Origin of the sequence: Kineosporia succinea, assembly GCF_030811555.1 — a bacterium.
GTDB lineage: Bacteria > Actinomycetota > Actinomycetes > Actinomycetales > Kineosporiaceae > Kineosporia > Kineosporia succinea.
Genome location: NZ_JAUSQZ010000001.1, coordinates 6,315,611 through 6,337,541, shown reverse-complemented (window position 1 = coordinate 6,337,541; position 21,931 = coordinate 6,315,611). Strand labels below are relative to the sequence as shown.

Here is a 21,931-nt window from a genome sequence, read left to right as displayed (position 1 = left end):
GATGCACATGAGCGACACCCAGAACGCGGGCGGCTGCCCGGTCGCGCACGACTCGGCGACCGCGAACGGCAGCGAGAGCGAGAACCCGGCGATCAAGCCGCCGACCAGCAAGGTCGACAACCCGCGGGGCAACCGCGACTGGTGGCCGAACCAGCTCGACCTGACGGTGCTGCACGCGCACTCGTCCAAGGGCAACCCGCTGGGTGACGACTTCGACTACGCCGCCGAGTTCGCCAAGCTCGACGTCGAGGCGCTGAAGGCCGACATCACCGAGGTCCTCACCACCTCGCAGGACTGGTGGCCGGCCGACTTCGGGCACTACGGCGGCCTGATGATCCGCATGAGCTGGCACGCCGCCGGCACCTACCGCATCGAGGACGGCCGCGGTGGCGCCGGTGACGGCGGGCAGCGTTTCGCCCCGCTGAACAGCTGGCCCGACAACGCCAACCTGGACAAGGCCCGCCGCCTGCTGTGGCCGGTCAAGCAGAAGTACGGCCAGAAGGTCTCCTGGGCCGACCTGCTCGTGCTCGCCGGGAACGTGGCCCTGGAGTCGATGGGCTTCAAGACGTTCGGCTTCGGCTTCGGCCGTCCCGACGTGTGGGAGCCGGAGGAGATCTTCTGGGGCCCGGAGGACACCTGGCTGGCCGACACCCGGTACACCTCGGAGAAGGACATGCTCCCGGGCGTCGGGGCGACGGAGATGGGTCTCATCTACGTCAACCCCGAGGGTCCCAAGGGCAACGCCGACTTCGTCCAGGCCGCGCACTTCATCCGCGAGACCTTCGCCCGGATGGCGATGAACGACGAGGAGACCGTCGCCCTCATCGCCGGTGGCCACACCTTCGGCAAGACGCACGGCGCCCACACGGGTGACGTCGGCCCGGAGCCGGAGGGCGAGGGCATCGAGGCGCAGGGTCTGGGCTGGCTCTCGAACCACGGCTCGGGCAAGGGCAAGGACACCATCACCTCGGGCATCGAGGTCACGTGGACCGACCGGCCGACCGAGTGGAGCAACCGCTTCTTCGAGATCCTCTTCGGCTACGAGTGGGAGCTGACGACCGGCCCGGGCGGCGGCAAGCACTACGTCGCCAAGACCGACGAGGAGATCATCCCCGACGCCTACGACGCGTCGAAGAAGTACCGCCCGACGATGCTCACGACCGACCTGTCGCTGCGCTTCGACCCGGTCTACGGCGCGATCTCGAAGCGTTTCCTCGAGAACCCGGAGGAGTTCCGCCTCGCCTTCGCCAAGGCCTGGTACAAGCTCCTGCACCGTGACATGGGACCGGTCAGCCGCTTCCTCGGCCCGTGGGTGGCCGAGCCGCAGCTGTGGCAGGACCCGGTTCCGGCCGCGACCTCCGCGGTCTCCGACGCCGACGTGGCCACGCTCAAGGCCAAGGTGCTCGAATCCGGCCTGTCCGTGTCCGAGCTGGTGCAGACCGCCTGGTCGAGCGCCGCGACCTACCGTTCCACCGACATGCGCGGTGGCGCGAACGGCGCCCGCATCGCGCTCGAGCCGCAGAAGAACTGGGAGGTCAACCAGCCCGAGCAGCTCTCCAAGGTGCTCGGTGTCCTCGAGGGCATCCGCAGCGAGTCCGGGACCACGATCTCCCTCGCCGACCTGATCGTGCTGGCCGGTTCGGCCGCCGTCGAGAAGGCCGCGAAGGACGCCGGGGTCGAGGTGACCGTCCCGTTCCACGCCGGTCGCACCGACGCCACGCAGGAGGACACCGACGTGGAGTCGTTCGCGGTGCTCGAGCCGCGGGCCGACGGCTTCCGCCAGTTCCTGCGCGAGGGTGAGAAGACCCAGCCCGAGGTGCTTCTCGTCGACCGCGCGTACATGCTCAACCTGACCGCGCCGGAGACCACCGTTCTCATCGGTGGCCTGCGGGTGCTCGGCAACAACGTCGGCGGTTCCGCCCACGGTGTGCTCACCGACAAGCCGGGTCAGCTGACGAACGACTTCTTCGTCAACCTGCTCTCGCCCGGCACGAAGTGGAAGGCCGCCGCCGAGGGCGAGCACCTCTACGAGATCCGGGACCTGGCCACCGACGAGGTCAGGTACACCGCCACCGCGGTCGACCTGATCTTCGGCTCCAACTCGGTGCTGCGCGCCCTGGCCGAGGTCTACGCCAGCGAGGACGCGAAGACGAAGTTCGTCAACGACTTCGTGGCCGCGTGGGTCAAGGTCATGGACGCCGACCGGTTCGACCTGAAGAAGGCCGTGGCCGTCTGATCCTCAGCACGGCGGTCTGATTCTCGGCGCCACGTCCGGGCCCGGCGGGTTCTCCCGCCGGGCCCGTTCGTCTTTGCGGGCGTCAACGAGGGACGACGTGGTCGCCGACGGCTGCGGACGTCAGTCCCCGAGCAGCGGGCGCACGCCGGCCAGGTAGCCGTCGATCGTGGTGCCGGGGATCAGCAGGTTCTGCACCAGGAACCCCTGGCTGACACCGAGCATGGCCGACGCCACCTGCAGCGGGTCGGCGTCGGCGGGCAGGAGCCCCGCGGCCTGACGCCGGCGGGCCACCTCGGCGTAGCAGCCCCGGATCACCTCGAACGCCTGGTGCACCCGCTCGGCCAGCGCCGGGTTGCGCGCCGACTCGGCCCAGACCTGGATGACGATGCGGGTCAGGTCGACGCCGGGCACGGCCTCGCGGGCCACGCGGTGCACGATGTTGTCGAGCATGGCGCCGATCGCCGTGGCCGGCGAGGGCACGGCCCCGTCGGCCAGCATCCGGGCGGCGACCTCGTCGGCCGACCCCAGAGCAACGTCGGCGACCGAGCCGATCAGCTCTTCCTTACTGCGGAAGTACCGGTACACCGCACCCGCCGACAGCCCCGAGGCGGAGATGATGTCGGCCATCGACGTGGCGTGGAACCCGTTGCGGGCGAACAGCTCCCCCGCCGCGGACAGGATCTCGGCACGGCGGGCGGTGCGGTACTCCTCGGTGACGCGGGGCATGGCGTCACCTTAAAAGCGAACGTTCGTTCTTGACAAGCGGCGCGGTGCGGTCCATCGTTCAAAACGAACGTCCGTTCTCTTTCATTCAGCGTCACTCAGGAGTCGTCATGTCCACGCGGACCCCGGAGAAGTCCCCCTGGTCGCAGGTGGCCGTCATGGTGGGAGCCCTGACCCTGATCATCAGCGCGATCCTCACCGCGTTCGCCTGGCCCGCGACCCGCGCGTCGCTGCACGACATCCCGCTGGCCGTCGCCGGGCCCGCCGCCGCGGTCGAGCAGGTGAGCGCCGCGCTGGAGCAGAAGTCCCCCGGCGCCTTCGACGTCGTGCCCCTCGCCGACACCGCCGCCGCCGAGCACGCGATCGGCGAGCGCGAGGTCTACGGCGCGATCGACGTGAGTTCCGGCTCGCCGCAGGTGATCACGGCCACGGCCGCCGGCCCGGTCGTGGCCCAGGCCCTGCAGTCGCTGGGTCAGGCCCTGGCCGCCGCCCAGAACCAGACCACCGGTGAGGCCCCGGCCGCCGCCTCGACCACCGCCTCGACGACCGCCGCCATCCGCGACCTCGCCCCGCTGCCCGCCGACGACCCGCGCGGCGCCGGTCTCGCGGCCGGCTCGCTGCCCCTCGTGCTCGGCGGCATGCTCGCGGCCGTGCTGCTCAGCAACCGCGTCCGCGGGGCCGGGCGCCGTCTGACCGGCGCCCTGGCCTACTCGATCACGGGCGGACTCGCCATGGCCGCGATCCTGCAGTTCTGGCTGGGCTCGCTCGAGGGCAGCTACTGGGCCAACGCCGGGGCGATCGCGCTGTCGGTGGCGGCGACGTCGTTCGTCATCCTCGGTCTCGAATCGCTGCTCGGCACGGCCGGGTTCGCGATCGGTGCCGTCACCATGATGCTGCTGGGCAACCCGTTCTCGGGCACCACCAGCGCGCCCGAGATGCTGCCGGGCTGGTCCGGGGAGTTCGGGCAGTTCCTGCCGCCGGGCGCCGCGGGCTGGCTGCTGCGCTCCACCGCGTTCTTCGACGGGCACGGCGCCACGCACTCGATCATCGTGCTCGTGGTCTGGCTCGCGGCCGGTGCGGTGCTGACGGCGATCGGCACCGCCCGCTCGTCGCGGCGCGACCAGAACGCCGGGACCCCGGCCCCCTCCCCCGTGCCCGCGCTGACCTGACCGACGGCCACCCCTTCGACGGTGGACGTCGTGGTCACCGATCCGGATGGCTTCCGGACACATCGACCCAGTAAGTTGGCCGACCGTGATCTCTGGGGCGCCCGTTGGCGACTGACACCGTCCCGTCCGGCCCACGCGTCCTGAAGCAGATCGCCCGGAGCGCCCCCGGTGCCCCGGGCGTACTGCTGCTCTACCTGCTCTCGCGCCTGAGCATCGCGGCGGCCACGGCCACCGTGAACACGCTGAACCTCTCGGGCATCCGCTGCGGCGACACCGAGCCCCGCCCGATCGAGGGCATGGCCGCGCTGGCCCGCTGCTGGGACGCCACCTGGTACCTGCGCCTGGCGGCCGAGGGCTACCCGCACAGCCTCCCGGCCGACGGCGGACCCACCACCCTCGCGTTCTTCCCCGGCTACCCCGCGCTCATCGCCGCCGGCGACGCGATCGGCCTCGGCCCGTTGTTCACCGGCGTCGCGGTGTCGCTGGCCGGCGGGGCCGTCGCCGTGCTGCTGGTGCTGAAACTCGGCCAGGCCGTCGGCGCCCCCGAGGCCGGGCGCACCGCCGCCGTCGTCTTCGCGTTCTTCCCCGGCACGGCCGTGTTCTCGTGGGCCTACACCGAGGCGCTCGCCGCCGCCCTGGCCGGCGCCTGTCTCCTGTTCCTGCACCGCCGCCGCTGGCTGTTCGCCGGGATCGCCGCCCTCCTCGCCGGCACCGTGCGCGCCGACGTCGGGCTCGCCCTCACCGTCGCCTGCGCGGTCGCCGCCCTCCTCGCCCTGCGGAACCCGCACCGCACCGACGCGCCCGACACGACCGACACGACCGGGGCGACGGACGCGACCGCCGCGCCCGACACGACCGGGGCGGCCGAGGCGACAGGGGCGTCCCCCGTCGACCGCACCCGGCGCGCCGCCGGCCGCGACCTCAAGGCCCTGATCGCACCCGCTCTCGCGCCCCTCGGACCGATCGGCTACCTGATCTTCGTCTGGATCTGGACCGGCTCCCCCGGCACCTGGAACCGCACCCAGGCCGAGGGCTGGGACCAGCACATGGACTGGGGCAGGAAGGCCCTCACCTCGCTCGGAGGCCTCTACGACCCGTTGCACAGCCCGAGCCGCGCGGTCATGACCATCGCCGTCGTCTTCATGGCCGTGGCCCTGGTCGCGCTCGCCCGATTCCGGCACACCCTGCCACTGCCCTGGCTCGCGTACACCGCCGTGCTGATCGTGGTCAGCCTGGTCTCCAGCCAGGTCGGGTTCCGGCCCCGCGCCGAGGTGCTGCTGCTGCCCGCCTTCGTCGCGATCGGCCTGCTGATCCCACCCAAGGCCCTGACCTGGGTGGTTCCGGTGCTGGCGGCGCTGCAGGTGATCGTCGTGGTGCTGTGGCTCGGGGCGTCCCTCATCGCACCGCCGTGAACCGACCGTGACGTAAATCAGGCGACATCGAGACCCGTCGGCGACCACCACGTCCTCAACTGGCTCTATCGTGGGGCAGCGTGCCCCGGCCAACTCGTGCAATCGCCCTGGGGCTGCTGCCCCTCCTGCTCATCACCGGCCTCACCCTGGTGGTCGCGGCGGGCCTGAAGTCGTACTGCCTCACCGACTGGGACCCCGGGCACCAGCCCAAGGTCTGCTACAACGACATCCAGACCCTCTGGTACCAGCGCGACATGGGCGCTCACCTCGCCCCGTACCAGGGCGCCGTCAACCACATCATCGACGCCTCGGGCAACGAGGTCATCCGCCTCGGCGCCGGGCAGATCGAGTACCCGGTCGTGACCGGCGTCTTCGCCTGGCTCACCGCCCTGCCGGTGAACTCGGTCAACGGTTTCTGGATCGTGACCGCCCTGGCGCTGACGCCCTTCGCGCTCATCTGCGTCATCCCGCTGTACCGCCTGGCCGGCCCGCGCGCCCTGCTGTTCGCCGCCTCCCCCCAGCTCGCCGCCTACGCGTACCTGAACTGGGACCTGCTGCCGGTCGCCGCGTCCGTCGGCGCCCTCTGGGCCTGGCGCAAGGAGAAGTACGCCCTCGTGGGCGTCTTCGCGGCCCTCGGGGCCAGCGCCAAGATCTACCCCGGCTTCCTCGTGCTGCCCTTCCTGATCGCGCTGCTGCTCGACAAGCGGGTGCAGGAGAGCGTGCGCATGGTCGGCGCCGCCGTGATCACCACGCTCGTGCTCAACGTGCCGTTCATGATCGTCAACTTCGAGGGCTGGTACGGACCGTTCGCGATGCAGTCCAAGCGGGTCAACGACAAGACCACGAACTCGCTCTGGTACTGGATCTTCGACGCGAACCAGACCACCGTCGCCAACATCTGCGCCTGGACGGCCGTGTTCGTGCTCTGGGGCCTGCTCATCCGCATCGGCCACCAGCGTTTCAAGGCCGAGGGCACCTTCCCCGCGGTGGCCGTGGCCGGCGCGATGATCGCCGGCTACATCGGCATCGGCCGCGTCGACTCCCCGCAGTACGGCCTGTGGGTCGTGCCGTTCCTCGTCGTGCTCATGGTGCCGTGGCGCTGGGTGATCGCGTTCACGGTCACCGACATCTGGCTGTGGGCTCAGTGGTCGTGGCTCTGGGGCACGCCCGGTTTCATGGGCAACGCCGCCATGGTCGTGCGTGGCGTCACCGTGGTCGCGCTCGCGTTCGTGCTCGTGCGCTGCGCCGAGGCCCGCCGCGATGCCCTGAACAGCCAGGCCAGCACCCCGAGCACCAGCAACGGGCCGGCCACGTGGCGCACGCCCAGCATCACGTCGAGCGGCAACGAGCCCGGCACGTCCGCCCTGCCCGGCACGTAGGAGATCGCCAGCCCCGCGAGCCGGGTGACGAGGAGCCCCAGCAGCACCACGGGGACGTCGGCCAGCACCAGCGCGACCCACAGCGGGGCGTCGTACCAGGGCAGCACGTACGGCGCCGCGAGCGGATAGGCCAGGCTCAGCACCAGCAGGGCCCGGCCGAAGCTCTGGCTCTCGTTCACCGGCGCGCTCCGGAACAGCCGGCTCGCGGCCGCGACGATCACCAGCGCCAGCGCGGCGAACAGGAACGGCAGCAGGTCACGGGCCGTGGAACCGATCAGGGCCTCGAGCAGGCTGACGACCGAGCGCCAGGGGCTCGCGATCGACACGTAGTGACTCGCCGCCTGCGTCTGGTCGTAGGTGTGCGGGCCCGACCACAGATGACCGGGCACCAGCACCAGCAGCCCGCCGACCACGGCCGAGCCCGTGACCAGGGCGACCTCGCGCACCGGGCGCGAGCGGATCGCCCACCAGGCCGCGGCCGCCATCGCCAGGTAGGGCATCTTGGTGCCGGCGCCGACCGCGAACGCGGCGCCGGCCAGCACCCAGACCACCGGGCCGCGCCCCAGGATCAGCAGCGCCGCACCGGCCACCCCACCGGCCGCGGCGAGGGTGTCGAGGTGCGCACCGCCCACGAGAACGGCGGCCAGCGCGGGGTTCAGCAGCCAGAGCAGGCTCACCCGCGACTTCAGCTCCGGCGGTGCGAGGCGGTACAGCAGCCAGCCGGTCAGCAGGAACGCCGCCCCGACCACGAGCTGCCACAGCCACACCGTCAGCCGCAGGTCGCCGCCACCCAGACGCGCCACCAGGTCGAAGACGGCGGTCGCGACCGGGCCGTAGACGCTCGTCGTGCCCTCCCACGGCGCCTCGACCGAGCCGATCACGGCGTCCGCACCGGGCCAGGCGTCGGGCGGGACCAGGTACGGGTCGCCGCCCAGGGCCTTGATCCGGCCGTACGCCACGTAACTGAGGTGGTCGGCCGAGCCGAACGGCGCCACCAGCACGAACAGCACGGTCATCAGCACCGACAACTGGGCGACGCGCTTCGGGGTGGGCGCCCGGCCCGAGCGCAGGCCCAGCCACAACCCGGCGGCGGCCAGCAGGTAACCCCCGGCCAGCGCCACGATCACCAGCCCGTCGGGCGGGTTCAGGCCGAGGTCCCAGGCCGGCCAGGAACCGCGCGGGCCCAGCGGCGGGGTGGCCGAGGAGGGGCCCAGCGCCGCCGGCAGCACCAGCAGCACGAAGGCCACGGCGAGCAGGGCCCCGCCGCCCGCGAAAGTGTTTCTGCGGACGGCCTGAACCCGTGCGAAGCTCACAGGGAATGATCACACAGCGGGCACCCGCGCCGGGCACGAAACGGGCACGGCGCGGGCTACGTGTGGATGAACACTCCGCCCGTCACCCGCCCGTCAGACGGTGCGGCGCGCGCCGTGGTTCACCGGGCAGCCGCCGCGTTCCGGGGCCGCCTCGTCGGACCAGTCCGACGTCACGAAACGGTTGGGCTGGGTGATCGGCTCGGCCATCGTGACCGCGGCGTGCCGGCCCGGGCGCGAGGGTTCCAGCGCCTCGAGGTCCACGATGTGCACGGGCACGTTCGGGCGCAGCGACTTGACCGTCAGCCAGTGCTTGACCAGCACCGCGCCGCGCTCCTGGGCCTTGTGCGGCACCGGGTGGCTGGGGAAACGGAACCGCGAGCCGATCCGGTTGGACGTCCAGCCGGTGTCGTTCGGCGGCATCTCGCCGTGCGTGGCCAGGTGGCGCTGGCAGAACTTCGCGAAACCGCTCTGGCTGGCCGAGAGGTTGTTTATCTTCATCCGGTTGGACTTGAACCCCGCCCGGATCGCGCGCAGCGTCGCGATCTCGATCTGCGCCATCCGGTACTCGTCGAACTTGTCGGTGCGCGAGAGCATCTGCGCATCGACCGGCCCGTGGATGGCCTCACCGATGCGGTCGGCCCAGTCGTAGCGGCGCGGGTCGAGGAAGTTGGTGGCCAGCTCCTCGTCGACGTACCAGCCGTTGAAGATCGTGCAGTAGCGCTGCCCGGCGATGTCGATGTCGAAGTTCGTCTGCAGCGGGATCGCCGGCCAGCACGCGAACGGCTCGCCGTACCCGGAGTCGTCGCCCGCGGTGGTGTTGGTCTCGGGGTGACGCGGCCAGGGGATGTCGATGAGGTAGCGCTCGGCGTTCGGGACCCTGGCCATCACCAGCTCGCCGTCCTCGCCCATCGCGAGCATCGGCAGCACGTCGAACGAACCGGGCCGGTAGCCGGGCATCGACTGGATCAGGTGCCCGCCGCCCTGCTGGCGCACCCAGTCGGTGACGTCGAGATAGCCGCCGTCGCCGCTCCATCCGCCCTCGGCCTGGTGGTAGCCGGCCGCGCGCAGCATCTGCTCGGTGACGAACATCGGGCCCAGCTCACCGGGAGCCACCGGACCGCCCAGCACCGTGATCACGGTCTGCGGCGGAACCGGCGCGTTCATGGCCATGTTCGCGTGGTCGACCGCGGCGCGGAGCATGTCGACGGCGCCACGCACCTCGGGCCGGTACTGGATCACGGCCTGCTGCAGCGCGTGCTGGCGCCCGGAGCAGCGGTCGGAATTGATCCAGGAATACCGCACCCAGAACTGCATCTCGTTCGGCAGCACGGTGAACGTCCGGCCCGGGCCGACTTCCAGCATCAGCTCGTTGACGCGGGCGCTGCGCGCGGAGTAGCTCAGGTCCTCGGCCGAGAAGCCGCACACCGAGGCCATCTCCGCGTCACGCTCGAGCCACTCGTACATCAGCTGCCAGTCCGCGGCGACCCGCGTGGGGTCGATCCCGGGGCGCTCGGTGTCGTGCTGGAACGCGGTGGTCGGGCGGAAGACGGGGTGCCCGCCTCCCGTCGTGCGGTCGCTCATGGTGGACGTGGTGGTCGCCCGGGCGGCGCCCGTCACCACCGCGACGGTCGGGGCCGAGGCCTCGAAACTGTCGGCGTCCGAGTACGTTTCACTGCCCCGGTAACCGTCACGGGCTGCGTAGGCCTCGCGACCGGTCGCGAAGGCCTGCGCATCGGTCTCGAACGAGGGGACGCCGAATCCGGCATCGGTGTGCACGTTCTGTTGCGTCATGCAGTGCCCTGCCAGTGCTCCGCCGGCTGTCCCGGCTGCGGCTGCGTGTCGTCGGGCCGCACCGGACCGTCGGTGCGGTCCTCGTCGTACGGGGTGACATCGATGTAACGGTGGCCCTCGGACGAGGAGCCGGGGCTCACCGCGCTGCTGCCGCTGTCGTTGATGCTGTTCACGCGCGGACGACCAGCGGTCTCGGGGCGGTAGGGACGCTCCGGGTCACCGGGCTGGGCGGCGCTCGCCGGGCCGGGCTGCCGCGGGCCGTCACCCCTGGCGCTGTCGGCCCTGAGGTTGTCGGCCCTCAGGTTGTCAGCTCGGATGCTGTCGGCTCGAATGCTGTCGGCTCGTTCCCGGCCGGACGGGCGGGTCTGACCGGGCCGGCTCGTCTGCCCCGGCTGACCGGCCTGACCCGGCTGACCGGCCGGGTCGGCGGCGCGGGCCGGGAGGGCGAACTGCCCGGTGTTGCCGACGTGCCAGCGCTGTTCGCCGGAGTCGGTCAGACCGGGCTCACGGCCCCGGCTTTCCTGGCCCCGGCTTTCCTGGCCACGGGCGCCGTCCTGCGCACCGCGGGTGAGGCCCGGCTGCCGAACCGGGCCGGTGGCACCGCCGTTACCGGCTCCACCGTTGCCGGCGCCGGGGTTTCGGGTGCCGATGTTCTGGCTGCTGCTGTTTCGGGTGCCGGTGATCCACTGCTGGCCGGTCTCGTAGCCCTGACCGGGCTGAGTGAACTGGCCGGGCTGGGTGAACTGGCCGGTGGTGCCCCAGCGGCGGTCGGCGGCGTCCGCGTAGTCGTCGCGGGTGCGGCCGGTGGCGATCCAGCGCTGTTCGGGAGCGGCGGCCCGCTCGGGCTGATCCGGCTGCGCGGCGCCCCACTGCTGGGCGTCCTGCTCGTCGTAACCCGTTGCGGGCTGGGCGTCCTGGTCGTCGTAGGGCTGGGCGGTGTCGCCCGCGTTCCACCCCTGCTCGTACCCCTGGCCGGGCTGGGCGAACTGACCCGTGGTGCCGGTGCCCCAGCCCTGACCCTCGGCGTCGGTCCGGTCGTCGTGGACCTGGCCGGAGGTCCAGCGCTGGTCCGTCTCGTCGCCGGGGGCGTCGTAGCCCTGCTCCGGCGCGGTGAACTGACCGGTGCTCCAGCCCTGGGCGTCGTACCCGGGCTGCGCGGCGTCCTGCCGCTGAGGCGCACCGTAGGAGGAGCCGTCGTAGCCGCCCTGCTCCTCGAAGTGCGCGGCGATGCTCGACTGGTCGATGGCCGCGGTCTCGCCGATGTACTGCTGCTCGGGCGTCACCTGCCGCTGCTCACCGGTCTGCCGCTGCGGCGGACGCGCGAACTGCGGACCCGCCGCCTCCGTCACCCCGCCGGACATCCCAAGACCACCGAGACGACTTCCGCCGCCCAGCCCGTCCCCGCCCAGACCGGCTCCGCCGCCCAGACCACCGACGTTCAGGCCGGCCTGGCCGCCGTACCCGCCACCGCCCCCCTGAGTGCCGGGGCCACCGTGACCGGCACCCGGACCGGCCCCGATCGCCCCCGCCGACGACTGACCGCCGCGGTACTGACCGCGCGGGAGCGGCTGCGAGCGATCCACCGCCGACGACTGCCCGAACCGGCCCGACTGCTCGTACGGGCCCGGCTGACCGGACTGCTCGTACTGCCCGGGCTGCTCGTACTGGTCCGCGGCGTCGTGTTGCCCCGGCTGCGGGTACTGCCCCTGCGCCTCGGGCTGTCCGTACGGCCCCGGCGCATCATGCTGCGCCGACTGCCCGTACTGACCCTGCGCCTCGTACTGGCCCGGCTGCTCGTACGGGCCCGGCTGCTCGTAGGCCTCCGCCGAGGAGTCCCCCTGCCCGGCGAACCAGTCCTGACCGGACCCGGTTCCCGGGCCGGCAACCTGCGCGCCCGACGGCCCGGACGGCGACTCGTCACCCGGCCGCTGGTCGAACCAGCTGCCCGACGCCGGGGCCGGGTTCGGCGCGGAACCGGCGAACTGTCCCGTGGACGGCCCCGCGGAGTTCTCCCCCGCGAACCAGCCCTGGTCGCGCTCGTGGCCCGCCGCGGCGGAGGAGCCCTGAGTGTGGTCGTGCGGGTCGGCGTAACCGGCGGCCTGCGCGTCGTACGGTTCCGGCGCCGACCAGGCGTCGTTCGAGGGGGCCGGGTTCTGGGCGCCGTAGGGCTCGACCTCGGCGTACGGCGAAACGGCGGCCGCGGATCCGGTCTCACCGTAGGACTGCCCCACCTGCGGCGCGGACTGACGCACGGCGCCGGCCGCGCGAACCGGGGCAGCCGGGCCACCCGTCCCGCTGTACCGCGCGACCTCGGACTGCCGTCCGGCCTCGGGGTAGGCCTGCTGCGCGGGCTCCGGGTAGTCCTGGCGCGTGGACGCACCGCGCACGTCGCGGATCGCGGGCTGCTGAACGGTCTCGGGGCTGACGGAGGAAGCCGCGCCGTGCCCGCCGTAGTACTGACCGGCCTGGTCGGCCGCCTCGTCGTCCTGGTAGTACGGACGCACGACCGCACCCTCCCGGGTACCGGCCTGCTGCTCGGCGTTCTCCGCGTCGTCGGCGCCGGCGATCATCACGGCGGCCATCCACTCGTAGACCGCCATCCAGCACGAGGCGACGGTGGTCTCGAGGTCACCACCGTTCAGCTCCCGCAGGGCCCGCACCAGCGAGTGCGCCACATAGGGGTACAGGTCGTTGGTGACGGAGTGCTTGCGACGGTGGTGGGCACCCCAGCGCCGCAGGTGCGCCTCGACCATCTCCGGCTTGTCGAGGTTCTCGACCGTCATGAGGATGGCTTTGAGGAGGCGCTCGTTCTGCGCGTCCATGTCTTCCGGGAACATCGCGCGCGCGTGCGGCGCCATGATGAAGAGCTGGTGGTAGAACTCCCGCGTCAGTTCGATGTGGTCGGGCGGGAGGGCAGCACAGCTCTTGCGCACGACCGCGATCGTCCGCGGGTCGAAAGGAGGAAGCTCCTCCAATCGTCGCGGCTCGCGAAACATCCAGCTCTCCCTAAAAATTCGGTCGGGCCGACGAACAGGGCCACCGGATGAGGTTGCGTCGAGGACCGTTCTACCGAGGAAACACGGAAAGATGCAAACTCGACACAACCTACGAAAGTGATCACTGAAAGTTACGAGATAGGCACGCATTGCACGTCAGCCCTGCTGAAACGCCACGCCAGACATCACAAACAGTCGTCGATGAAGCTCAACTCTGCGTCACCTCGGCGAATACCGGTCCACAGAATGAGAAGAACCGCGAAAACTATTGACAGACATGCGCCGCCTCCGGGAATGCAAGGGAAACGGATATATGGGTGCCTCGGGAAACGGTGCCGACCCCGGATTGATCCCGGCCGCGCACTGTTACTAGAATCACGCTCTACGTACACGCCCGGTGACGGGCGCACCGCCGGCGTGGAGGAGAGTGACGACGGTCCGATCCGGACGCCCATGCCTGACCACTCCGCCCGCCGGACCGACCGGCGCATCAGCACCCTGATCGCCGACGCCGACCCGGTCGTCGCCACCCGGCACGCCGAGTACGTCAGCCGCACGCCGGGTTTCACCGTGACCGGCATCGTCAACACCGGCGCCGAGCTCCTGCGCCGGACCGAGCCGCCCGACCACGCCGAACATCCAGGCCCCGGTGGGCACCTCACCCCCGAGCTGATCCTGCTCGACGTGAACCTGCCCGACGCCTGCGGTCTCGAGCTGTGCCGCACCCTGCGCGCCCGCGACTGCGCCGTCGACTTCATCGTCATCACCGCCGAGCGAGACCTGCGGCTGGTGCGCCGGGCCGCGTCGTACGGGGTCGTGCACTACCTGCTCAAGCCCCTGCACAGCCAGGACCTGCAGCAGCACCTGCGCCGCTACGCCGCCTTCCGCCGCCAGACGTCCGCCGGATCCGGCCCGGTCAGCCAGCGCGACATCGACTCCGCGCTCGCGCTGCTGCGACCGCAGGCCCCTCCCCCGGTGTCCTGGTCGGCGGACGGCCTGCTCGCGGGTGGCCCCGAGAACGGCACGATCCCCCGCGCCGGCAAGGTCCCGGCCCGCCGCACGCTCGACCGCGTCGCCGCACACCTGCGCACCTCCACGGTGCCGGTCTCCGCGAACGACGTCGCCCAGGCCCTGGGCATCTCCCGGGTCACGGCCCGGCACTACCTCGAGGAACTCACCGACCGGCACCTGGTCTCACAGAGTCAGCGCTACGGCACGGCGGGGCGTCCCAAGAACCTCTACCGCTGGTCCAGCCCCTGACCTTCGCGACCACCCATGGTGGACGCGTCGGGAGACCGGGTCTCCCGACGCGTCCACCATGTCCCGCCCGGGTGGTCGGCGGCCCGGGGCCCGCACCGCCGCACGGGTACCAGCACGTCGAGACCCAGGTACCGGACTCCTGCACCTGAGGACGAGGCGCGCCGCCTCACGTCGTCGCCACGATGAACGGGTGCCGTTCACCCTGATCCACCCGGTCGCCGTCGTGCCCCTCGCCCGGCGCCCGCTCGTCCCGTCCGCCCTGGTCTTCGGCGCGCTCGCCCCTGACCTGCCGTACTACGTGTCGCTGCAGTGGCTCGGCGGCGACTACAACCTCACGCTCACGCACCGGGCGTCCTCACTGCTGTGGCTCGACCCGATGATCGCGCTGGTCATGCTGGCGGTGTTCCAGCTCGTGGCCAAGCGCCCGCTGGTGGCTCTGCTGCCCCCGGCGGTCGCGGCGCGGGCGTGGTGGTCGGCCCAGGGTTTTCGCATGACGGACGCGCGAACGCTCGCGGCCGTCGTGGTCTCGGCCGTCATCGGCGCGGCCACGCACGTGGGCTGGGACGCGTTCTGCGACCTGTTCGGCCTCGGCCTCTCGCAGCGCCTGAACCTGCTCAGCGACCTGGCCGGCGCACTGCTGCTCGCCGGCTGGCTGGTGCACTGGTGGAACTCGACCCGCCCGGCGTCACTGCCCGCCGGGGCGGTGCTGAGCGCGGCCCGGCGCCGGCTGCTGGTCTCGGTGCTGGCCGGGGCCGCGGCCGTCGTGAGCCTGGTGCAGGTCACGCTGCGCCTGCGCCAGGTGCGCGTCGACATCCCGGGCGCCGGGCCGACGACGCTGGCCGACTACGCGCTGCGGGAGTTCGCGATCAGCTCGGTGCTCGTGCTGCTGGTCGGGCTCGGCGTGTACTGCGTGGTGTGGCAGTTCGGGCGGCTGGCCGGGGCGGCGAGCGTCCCGGTGCCGTGAATCACCCTGGTCAGGCGCGGGTCAGGCGCGGGTCAGGCCGGTGGGCGATTCGTTCGTGACGGCCAGATTCGCCAGCCGCGCGGCCAGTTCCGCGTTCCGGCCGAGGAACGGCCCCCATTCGCCGGGGATCTCGGCCGCCGCTCCCTTCGAGACCACCTGCTGCCACTCGCACATCCGGCCCGCGCGGATGCGCAGCCGCACGTCGAGCCCGTCGTGGCGACCGGTCAGGGTCAGGTCACCGGCTCCCTCGACCGTGACCCGCTGCGGCGCGACCACCCAGGCCAGCCCCGCGATCTCGGTCTGCACCGCCCCGGCGATCTCGAACAGCAGCCCGGCGGCGGCCTCGTCGCGGCGCACCCGCAGGAGCTCGTGCGCCTGCGCCACCGCCTGCGGCGAGCGCTCGAGCACGGCCGTGATCGTGGTGATCAGGCGCTCGCGGTCGTCGAGGGCCACACCGCGGGTGGCGGCCATGTCCTTCTCGGCCGGGGTCAGGCGGGTCGCGGTGTAGGGCAGCGGATAGCAGCGCAGCAGGGCCGAGACGGCCTCGCGCACCTTGCGGGAGCCCAGGTACGGCCCGAAGTGGCTGACGCCGGGACGAGTTTCGACGCGGTGCACCAGGTCGAGACGGGGTGCGGCCGGGGAGGGGTCGAGACGGATCCAGACCGGCAGCTCCTGCCCGCCGCGGGCCCGGTTCCAGCGGGGCTTGCGGTGTTCCAGCAGGTTGCGCTCGAGCCAGGCCGCCTCGTGCTCGGACTCGCAGACCAGCGCCTCGATTCCGGTGACCTGGGCCACCATCCGGCGCAGCCGCGGGCGGTCGCGCAGGTCGCCCCAGTACGAGCCGACCCGGTGCCGCAGGTTGCCGGTACGCCCGATGTACAGGGCCCGCCCGGCCTCGTCGCGGAACCGGTAGACCCCGGGCTCGGTGGGCAGGACGGCCACCGCGGCCGGGCGCTTCCTCATCCGGCGAACTCTACGGGGCCCCCGGGCCGGCCCCGTTCCGGTGCGCCGACGCGTCCCCCGGTGATCGTGCTGGCACCGGCCCGGGCTCCGGGCGACCGCCGGGCGAACAGGCCTCGAGCCCCGGCGGGACGGGCCCTTCGTCCCTGTGCCCACCCTGCGCGCGGGACGAGGGTTGAGCCATGAGCTCGGGAGCTGTCCTCGTAGCCGCCCTCATCGTCGTCGGCCTGGTCGCCACGTGGTGGGACGTCATCCAGGTCCTCACCTCACGCCGCCGACGCCGGATGCCGCCCTCGCTGCCGCCGACGCATCCCGCGCGCCGCCCGGCCCTGACGCTCGAGGGTGCGCTGGCCCGGCAGGTGATGACGCGGCGGATCACGTGCGACCAGTACCGCCGGGCGATGACCACGGTCGCCGGCCGCGACGCCGGGCGTCACCCGCTCGACCTGCCGCCCGACCTGCGTCCGCCGCAGGTGCTCTAGGACGAGGTCTCCGTCGGCCATCCCCAGATCCTCACGGGGGCTCACACCAGCCGCATTGCGGCCCGGTCAGATCAGATGATCGAACTCGCCCCTGGTCGCACCGTCGAGCCAGGCCGCGATCTCACCGGGCCCGAAGCTCAGCACCGGCCCGTCCGGATTCTTGGAGTCCCTGACCTGCACGGTTCCGCCGTGGCGACGCATCTCCACGCAGTCGCCACCAGCGTTGCTGGCCGTTGCCTTCTGCCAAGCGGTATCGCCGTTCACTGCCACTCCCGCATGTCTACCGACTGTTCTTCGGCCAGGCCCGCCGCATGCCTGAACCTTCCTACCGTGCCAGCCTCACTCAGGATTCGTCCCCCGTCGAGATGCTCGACGTAAACGCTTTCTCCCTGATCGGTCGTCAGCAGCGTGAAGGGCCCCTGGGCCACCAGGCCCGGCGGACAGGAAAGAGGGACGTACCGGATGCTCACACCTTCCTGACCTGCGAGTGCGCGCAGACGCCCGACCTGCTCGGCCATCACCTCGCGAGAACCCACGACCGCGTGCAGCGCTGCCTCCGACATGATCACCTTGAGACTCACGTCCACGCGCTCCCAGAAGGCCTGCTGCCGTTCCTGCCGCATCCTGAGCTGCTGCTGCTCGATCTGGGACTCGAACAGCCGGGCATCAGCCATGACGCCCCGGTGGTACCCCTCCGTCTGGAGAAGGCCGTGCACCAGCGAGCCCGTCATCGTGGTCAGCGCCGTCGCCCTACGCTCCATCGCCAGGTACAACCCGAAGCGGGGGACGTGCTGATACCGCTCCGTGAAGGTGGTGTCGTTCGACGCGTGCGCCATGTCGACCAGCAGCTGCCGATGTGACCGCGCCACTGCGTAGAGGTCGCAGAGGGCTCCGACGTCCGCCGGTTTCCACGGGCCGACGCCGTGCTCGATGCGCCACAGCTTCTGGCGGCTGCCGAGCTTGGCGGCGCTGACGTCACCGAGCGTCTTGCCGGCGCGCTCGCGGGCCTCGCGCAGCTCTTTGGAGAGCTCGAGCCCGACCGACCACTGACCTGCTCCTCCCCCTGACATATGGGGATCATTTCATCGGCGTCGGGTCACGAATCAAGCGCTCAAAACGTGAAGGTGACCCGGTTACGGCGGTGACCGACAGTCGTCCCACGAGTAGGAACGGGGACGACGGGGAGGCAGTCATGAGCAGCTGGAGCACCGAGGACATCGGCCCCCTCCGCGAGGCCCTCGGCCTGACCCAGACCGAGTTCGGCGCGCTGCTGCGCGTCAACGCGGTCGCCGTGAACCAGTGGGAGGTGGCCGAACCGCGCGAACTGCCGGACACTTTCGAACAGGCCCTCGACTCGCTCTACGAGAGCCTGAGCGAGACCCAGCGACAGATCTACATCACCGGTGCACTGCCACCGCTGCACTCCTGATCGCATCATCGAACACAGCACGCGATCAAGGGCACCATCAGACCGCCGGGGCGGGTGCAGTCACCCGCCGACACCCACCCGTCCCGGCTCATCAGGCGTCTGCGGTTGATGCTTCTCCAGCCAGCGGCGGCCGCGCCGAGCGTCCCGCAGCGCCCACGGGGCGGACAGCGCCGCCATGCCGAAGCCCACCATCGCGATGGTGTGCGGCACGTCCTGTTCGACCAGCGCGAACTGCACCACGCTCAGCCCGGCGAGCACGATCCACAGGCACGGCAGCCAGCGCTGCTGCTGAAGGCGCCGGGCCGTGTCCCGGGCCACGACCTCGTCGTCGGGCGCGACCGGCTCACCTGCCCGGATCGACGTGACGATCCGCTTGCGCCGCGCCCTGTCCACCCCCATCGCCAGCGGCGGCTGCATCCAGGACACACCCCGCTGCCGGAGCCACAGCGCGCCGAGCACCATCAGCAGGGGGACGAGCACCATGAAGGCGACGAACAGCCACCCCACCACCGGCAGATCCGCGAACGACTCGTCCGACGTGAGCATGAAGCCCACGAACACGAGCGGCATGAGCAGCACCAGCATCGGATAGGTGATCAGCAGGATCCGCTGCTGCCGGCGCCGGGCTTCCCGGGCCACATCCATGTCGCTCATGCGCACATGATCGGGGCGCCCCGACCTGCCCGCACTCCGACATAGTGGACACGCGACAACCGTCTGGCCCACCCTGGTCTACGACGTTCCTTCACCCTGTGCGACCGCGTTCGTGCTGGCTACCGCTTGACCGTGTTCTTGATGAACCAGGCCTTCGTCACCGTGTACTTCTTCGGCGCCGGGTAGGACTTCTCGACCGAGCCGAGCTCCCCGACACGTACGGTCCAGGCGGCCTTCGACCGGTTCACCGCGTGACTGTCCGGCTTGGCCACCACTGCCAGGAACTTGCCCGTCTCCTTCTCCGAGCAGGCCTTGCTCTCGCAGCCGTAGTAGCCGACCAGCCCGTCCGCTCGTCCACCCCAGGCGCCTCCGGTGCGCAGCGACCAGCGGGTGCCGTCGGACAGCTGAAGAGCCAGTGGCTGAGGCAGTTTCGGCTTCTTCGTGGTCGCGGGCACGTTCACGGCCTTGCGCCGGGTCAGGGTCTTGGACCAGGCCGATTCCAGGCACAGGATCTGGTGACGGTACTTCGGGGAGCTCCAGCAGTCACCGGCCGCATCGGCGGTGCTGCCGCAGGAGTGGGTGCCGCCGTTCACGGCCGAGACCGAGCCGGTGTCGTAGCTGCAGTCGATCGGGTCGGCGCTGCGCACCAGGTGGGTGCGCCAGCCCTTCTTCAGCGAGCCGTCGGCCTGGAACGGGGCCAGGCGGATCACCGTGGTCGCCTTCGGCTTCTTGGCGCTCTGGGTCATGGTGGACGACGTGGTCGCGTCGGCCGGCGTCGTCACGTTCGCGTGGGCGGCGAGTGCGCCACCGGTGGTGACGCAGGCCAGGCCGAGCGTGGTGGCGGCGACGAGGGTTGCGGTGCGGTGCGGCACGGTCGGCTCCTTCGGTGGACGGTGTTCCGGGGATTTGGATGCTCGTCGCCGGCCGGGAGTTCGCGAGATCGTCCGTTCGGACCATCCGGGAGCCCGGGGGTGCTTGGCTGGCCCGGTGCCGACTTCTCTGAGGGACGTGGTGGTCGCCTTCCGCGCGGAGGCGGACGCGTTCGCGAAGGCCCTGGGTGAGCTGCCCGCGAGCGCGTGGGCCCGGCCGACGCGGTGCGATCCCTGGGACGTGCGGGGTGTGGTCGGGCACGTGGAGACGACGGTCGGGCGGGTACCGGCGCTCGTGGCCGCGCCCGCGCCGCCGGTCGCGCTGGTCACGGCCGTGACCTACTACCGCGACGACGAACGGTTCGGTGCGGCGGCCAACGCCGAGCGGGTGCGAAGTGGTTCGGCGAGGGCCGACGCGTCCGTCATCGACACACGAGGCCTGCCGCAGGCCTGGGTGCGCACCGCGGCAGCTGTGGTGCGCGCTCGCGGTCTGTGGGCTGCGGGAGCTGACGGTGGGTTAGGGACTGTGGGCAGTTGCCGCTCAGCTGTCCACAGTCCCGGGGATCAGGCCACCCGCCGCAACGTGGCCACCGAGATGTGCGGCCAGCTCAGGCCGGCGAAGTCGAGCAGCACGGTCTGCGTGTACTGCAGCTGGGAGGCGCGCTTCTCGCCGTCGATCTTCTCCAGCCAGAACGTGGACGTGACCTTGGCCGCGACCGCGTTCGGCCCGTCTGCGGTGCCGACCAGGAAGGCGGTGTTGACCGAGCCGCCGCCGACGACCGGCTTGCGGGCCGTCGTCACCTGGAGGCGGGTGGTCGAGGTGATCTTCTGCTTCGCGATCGCCGCGCGCAGAACGCTGTTGGGGTCGTTCACCATCGCCTGCGTCACCCCGACCAGACCGGCGGCGGGTGTGCGGAACTTGGTCTTGGTGGCCAGGTCCTGCTCCTCGAAGTCGATCGTGTCCTTCGGCGAGCCGATGCTGAACGGCTTGATGCTGACCTTCGGGATCGAGGGGCCGACCGTCTCGTCCTGCGTGGTCGACATGCCCTGCGCCAGGATCGACGTGCCGTGCGGGATCGTCGCCATCCGCACGAGCGTGACGGGCTCCTTCGGGTTGCTCGTCACCGGCACGTGGGCCCAGATGCCCGGCTCGAAATGCAGCCCGGCGCCCAGGTTCTTGTCGGTGATCTGCTGCAGGTAGTGCAGGCCGGCCATGTTGATGTCGGGCTGCAGCAGGCCCCGGTTGGGGATGTCACCGGCGATCCGCTGGAACTCCATCGTCTCGGTGGTGACGTTGAGCTGGAGGAACCGGTCCTGCTCGACGGGCCGGTGGTTGGGCCGCCAGATCACGTTGAAACCGGTGCCGCTCCACTTTCCCTCGAGCCCGGCCAGGCGCCCGAGGATGCCGGCGGCCGGTTTCGCTTCCTTCACGGCGGCGGCCGAGAAGCCCTTGCCGCCCTCGTCGTCGTCCTCGACGTTGGACAGCGGCCTCATCACGAAATCCGGTGCCAGTTCCACGGCGCATCCCCTCACCCACGTCCTCGGGCCTCGGCCCGGCACCTTTTCCTCGGCGCGAGAGAGGGAGGTGCGCCGGGACGCGGCTGATACAGCTACGCGGTGAGCGTCGCCGATTCCCAGATGGCCTGCGTCTGCGGATCTTCCGGCGCCGCTCCGGCGACCTTGGCCATGAGCAGCAGCCCCGTCGATGTCAGGTGGGCCCGCATCGCCTCCCGGGCGCCCGGCACGTCACCCGTCCGGATCGCCTCGACGATCGGCCGGTGCTCGGCGCAGATCGTGGCGTGGGTGCGGCCGGTCGGCTCGCCCAGCAGGCTGGTGACCTCGCGCAGCTCGGCCACGATGCGGGCCGCCCGGCGGTTGCCGGCGCCGGTCAGGATCAGCCGGTGCAGGCGCCGGTCCTCGGCCCAGAACTGCTCGTCGTCGTGCGCGTTCTGCATGGTGTCGAGGCAGGCGAGCAGGTCGGTCGGGTCGTGTGGCGCCCGGGCGAGCCGCCCGGCGGCGGGCACCTCCAGCGCCAGCCGCACCGCGAAGATCTCGGCCAGGTCGCGGGCCTGGGGCAGCACCACCTGGAAGCCGCGGTTGCGGGCGATCTCGACCAGACCGGCGTCGGCCAGGCGCACCATGGCCTCGCGCACCGGGCTGCGCGACACGCCGATCGCCTCGGCCAGCTGGTACACGCTGTACGTCTCGCCCGGCACGTACACGCCGTCGCGGATGCCCCGACGGAGGGTCGCGACCACCTGATCGGCCAAGGACGTCATGAGTAACATGCTAGCTGT

18 protein-coding genes and 1 pseudogene are annotated in these 21,931 nt (G+C 71.4%); 8 read left to right on the top strand and 11 right to left on the bottom strand.

Annotated elements, in window-relative coordinates; all coding sequences use genetic code 11:
* The first annotated feature begins 7 nt into the window (after positions 1-7).
* On the top strand, positions 8-2,236 hold the full coding sequence (gene katG, locus J2S57_RS28040; protein WP_307248489.1) for a catalase/peroxidase HPI: 2,229 nt from the start codon (positions 8-10) through the stop codon (positions 2,234-2,236).
* Positions 2,237-2,356: 120 nt separating this feature from the next.
* Here the strand turns inward: katG and J2S57_RS28035 are convergent, their stop codons facing one another.
* The gene (locus J2S57_RS28035; RefSeq protein WP_307248487.1) at positions 2,357-2,962 is read right to left on the bottom strand and encodes a TetR/AcrR family transcriptional regulator; all 606 of its coding nucleotides are present in this window, start codon (positions 2,960-2,962) and stop codon (positions 2,357-2,359) included.
* Positions 2,963-3,069: 107 nt separating this feature from the next.
* Here J2S57_RS28035 and J2S57_RS28030 point away from each other — a divergent pair, with 107 nt between their 5' ends.
* Positions 3,070-4,128 carry a hypothetical protein gene (locus tag J2S57_RS28030; RefSeq protein WP_307248485.1) on the top strand — a complete coding sequence of 353 codons (1,059 nt, stop codon included), beginning with the start codon at positions 3,070-3,072 and terminating at the stop codon, positions 4,126-4,128.
* A 104-nt stretch (positions 4,129-4,232) separates the two neighbouring features.
* Positions 4,233-5,540: a putative hexosyltransferase gene (locus J2S57_RS28025; RefSeq protein ID WP_307248483.1), complete on the top strand. Its 1,308-nt coding sequence runs from the start codon at positions 4,233-4,235 to the stop codon at positions 5,538-5,540.
* A gap of 1,141 nt (positions 5,541-6,681) precedes the next feature.
* Here J2S57_RS28025 and J2S57_RS28020 read toward each other — a convergent pair.
* The 3 genes from J2S57_RS28020 to J2S57_RS28010 all read right to left on the bottom strand — a co-directional run bounded on the left by J2S57_RS28020 (position 6,682) and on the right by J2S57_RS28010 (position 12,956).
* Positions 6,682-8,232 (bottom strand): MptA/MptB family glycosyltransferase, encoded by a 1,551-nt coding sequence (locus J2S57_RS28020; protein ID WP_307248482.1) that lies wholly within the window; start codon positions 8,230-8,232, stop codon positions 6,682-6,684.
* 93 nt (positions 8,233-8,325) lie between these two features.
* Positions 8,326-10,023 carry a nitric oxide synthase oxygenase gene (locus J2S57_RS28015; protein ID WP_307248479.1) on the bottom strand — a complete coding sequence of 566 codons (1,698 nt, stop codon included), beginning with the start codon at positions 10,021-10,023 and terminating at the stop codon, positions 8,326-8,328.
* Complete coding sequence (locus tag J2S57_RS28010) at positions 10,020-12,956, bottom strand: globin domain-containing protein (RefSeq protein WP_307248477.1); 2,937 nt, start codon at positions 12,954-12,956, stop codon at positions 10,020-10,022. Before J2S57_RS28010 ends, J2S57_RS28015 begins: the two co-directional genes overlap by 4 nt.
* A gap of 516 nt (positions 12,957-13,472) precedes the next feature.
* On the opposite strand from J2S57_RS28010, the gene J2S57_RS28005 reads away from it, so the two are divergent.
* Together J2S57_RS28005 and J2S57_RS28000 are read left to right on the top strand one after the other, a co-directional pair.
* The gene (locus J2S57_RS28005; protein ID WP_307248474.1) at positions 13,473-14,279 is read left to right on the top strand and encodes a response regulator; all 807 of its coding nucleotides are present in this window, start codon (positions 13,473-13,475) and stop codon (positions 14,277-14,279) included.
* A gap of 190 nt (positions 14,280-14,469) precedes the next feature.
* Positions 14,470-15,243, top strand: a complete 774-nt coding sequence (locus tag J2S57_RS28000) for a DUF4184 family protein (protein WP_307248472.1) — start codon at positions 14,470-14,472, stop codon at positions 15,241-15,243.
* Between the two features lie 21 nt (positions 15,244-15,264).
* Here J2S57_RS28000 and J2S57_RS27995 read toward each other — a convergent pair whose 3' ends face one another.
* On the bottom strand, positions 15,265-16,203 hold the full coding sequence (locus J2S57_RS27995; RefSeq protein ID WP_307248469.1) for a GIY-YIG nuclease family protein: 939 nt from the start codon (positions 16,201-16,203) through the stop codon (positions 15,265-15,267).
* Between the two features lie 179 nt (positions 16,204-16,382).
* Here J2S57_RS27995 and J2S57_RS27990 point away from each other — a divergent pair, with 179 nt between their 5' ends.
* Positions 16,383-16,682 (top strand): hypothetical protein, encoded by a 300-nt coding sequence (locus J2S57_RS27990; RefSeq protein WP_307248466.1) that lies wholly within the window; start codon positions 16,383-16,385, stop codon positions 16,680-16,682.
* 66 nt (positions 16,683-16,748) lie between these two features.
* Here J2S57_RS27990 and J2S57_RS27985 read toward each other — a convergent pair whose 3' ends face one another.
* Together J2S57_RS27985 and J2S57_RS27980 are read right to left on the bottom strand one after the other, a co-directional pair.
* A complete protein-coding gene (locus J2S57_RS27985; RefSeq protein WP_307248464.1) occupies positions 16,749-16,946 on the bottom strand; it encodes a DUF397 domain-containing protein in 198 nt (65 codons plus the stop codon).
* A complete protein-coding gene (locus J2S57_RS27980; RefSeq protein WP_307248462.1) occupies positions 16,943-17,752 on the bottom strand; it encodes a helix-turn-helix domain-containing protein in 810 nt (269 codons plus the stop codon). The genes J2S57_RS27985 and J2S57_RS27980 overlap by 4 nt, the downstream gene beginning before the upstream one ends.
* Positions 17,753-17,874: 122 nt before the next feature.
* On the opposite strand from J2S57_RS27980, the gene J2S57_RS27975 reads away from it, so the two are divergent.
* The gene (locus tag J2S57_RS27975; protein WP_307248460.1) at positions 17,875-18,111 is read left to right on the top strand and encodes a helix-turn-helix domain-containing protein; all 237 of its coding nucleotides are present in this window, start codon (positions 17,875-17,877) and stop codon (positions 18,109-18,111) included.
* 60 nt (positions 18,112-18,171) lie between these two features.
* Here the strand turns inward: J2S57_RS27975 and J2S57_RS27970 are convergent, their stop codons facing one another.
* A complete protein-coding gene (locus J2S57_RS27970; RefSeq protein WP_307248456.1) occupies positions 18,172-18,765 on the bottom strand; it encodes a hypothetical protein in 594 nt (197 codons plus the stop codon).
* A gap of 119 nt (positions 18,766-18,884) precedes the next feature.
* The gene (locus J2S57_RS27965) at positions 18,885-19,637 is read right to left on the bottom strand and encodes a hypothetical protein (protein ID WP_307248455.1); all 753 of its coding nucleotides are present in this window, start codon (positions 19,635-19,637) and stop codon (positions 18,885-18,887) included.
* On the opposite strand from J2S57_RS27965, the pseudogene J2S57_RS35450 reads away from it, so the two are divergent.
* Positions 19,522-20,121 (top strand): annotated as a pseudogene (locus J2S57_RS35450) (maleylpyruvate isomerase N-terminal domain-containing protein); the annotation flags it as partial. The gene J2S57_RS27965 and the pseudogene J2S57_RS35450 sit on opposite strands and share 116 nt — an antisense overlap.
* A 77-nt stretch (positions 20,122-20,198) precedes the next feature.
* Here the strand turns inward: J2S57_RS35450 and J2S57_RS27960 are convergent.
* On the bottom strand, positions 20,199-21,152 hold the full coding sequence (locus tag J2S57_RS27960; RefSeq protein ID WP_307248452.1) for a heme-binding protein: 954 nt from the start codon (positions 21,150-21,152) through the stop codon (positions 20,199-20,201).
* 92 nt (positions 21,153-21,244) lie between these two features.
* Positions 21,245-21,913, bottom strand: a complete 669-nt coding sequence (locus tag J2S57_RS27955; protein WP_307248450.1) for a GntR family transcriptional regulator — start codon at positions 21,911-21,913, stop codon at positions 21,245-21,247.
* Positions 21,914-21,931 lie beyond the last annotated feature (18 nt).

Coding starts and splice junctions, on each gene's coding strand:
- J2S57_RS28035 (WP_307248487.1), bottom strand. CDS start 2,962: ATGCCCCGCGTCACCGAGGAGTACCGCACCGCCCGCCGTGCCGAGATC.
- J2S57_RS27975 (WP_307248460.1), top strand. CDS start 17,875: ATGAGCAGCTGGAGCACCGAGGACATCGGCCCCCTCCGCGAGGCCCTC.
- J2S57_RS27970 (WP_307248456.1), bottom strand. CDS start 18,765: ATGAGCGACATGGATGTGGCCCGGGAAGCCCGGCGCCGGCAGCAGCGG.
- J2S57_RS27995 (WP_307248469.1), bottom strand. CDS start 16,203: ATGAGGAAGCGCCCGGCCGCGGTGGCCGTCCTGCCCACCGAGCCCGGG.
- J2S57_RS27980 (WP_307248462.1), bottom strand. CDS start 17,752: ATGTCAGGGGGAGGAGCAGGTCAGTGGTCGGTCGGGCTCGAGCTCTCC.
- J2S57_RS27990 (WP_307248466.1), top strand. CDS start 16,383: ATGAGCTCGGGAGCTGTCCTCGTAGCCGCCCTCATCGTCGTCGGCCTG.
- J2S57_RS28030 (WP_307248485.1), top strand. CDS start 3,070: ATGTCCACGCGGACCCCGGAGAAGTCCCCCTGGTCGCAGGTGGCCGTC.
- J2S57_RS27955 (WP_307248450.1), bottom strand. CDS start 21,913: ATGACGTCCTTGGCCGATCAGGTGGTCGCGACCCTCCGTCGGGGCATC.
- J2S57_RS28015 (WP_307248479.1), bottom strand. CDS start 10,023: ATGACGCAACAGAACGTGCACACCGATGCCGGATTCGGCGTCCCCTCG.
- J2S57_RS28005 (WP_307248474.1), top strand. CDS start 13,473: ATGCCTGACCACTCCGCCCGCCGGACCGACCGGCGCATCAGCACCCTG.
- katG (WP_307248489.1), top strand. CDS start 8: ATGAGCGACACCCAGAACGCGGGCGGCTGCCCGGTCGCGCACGACTCG.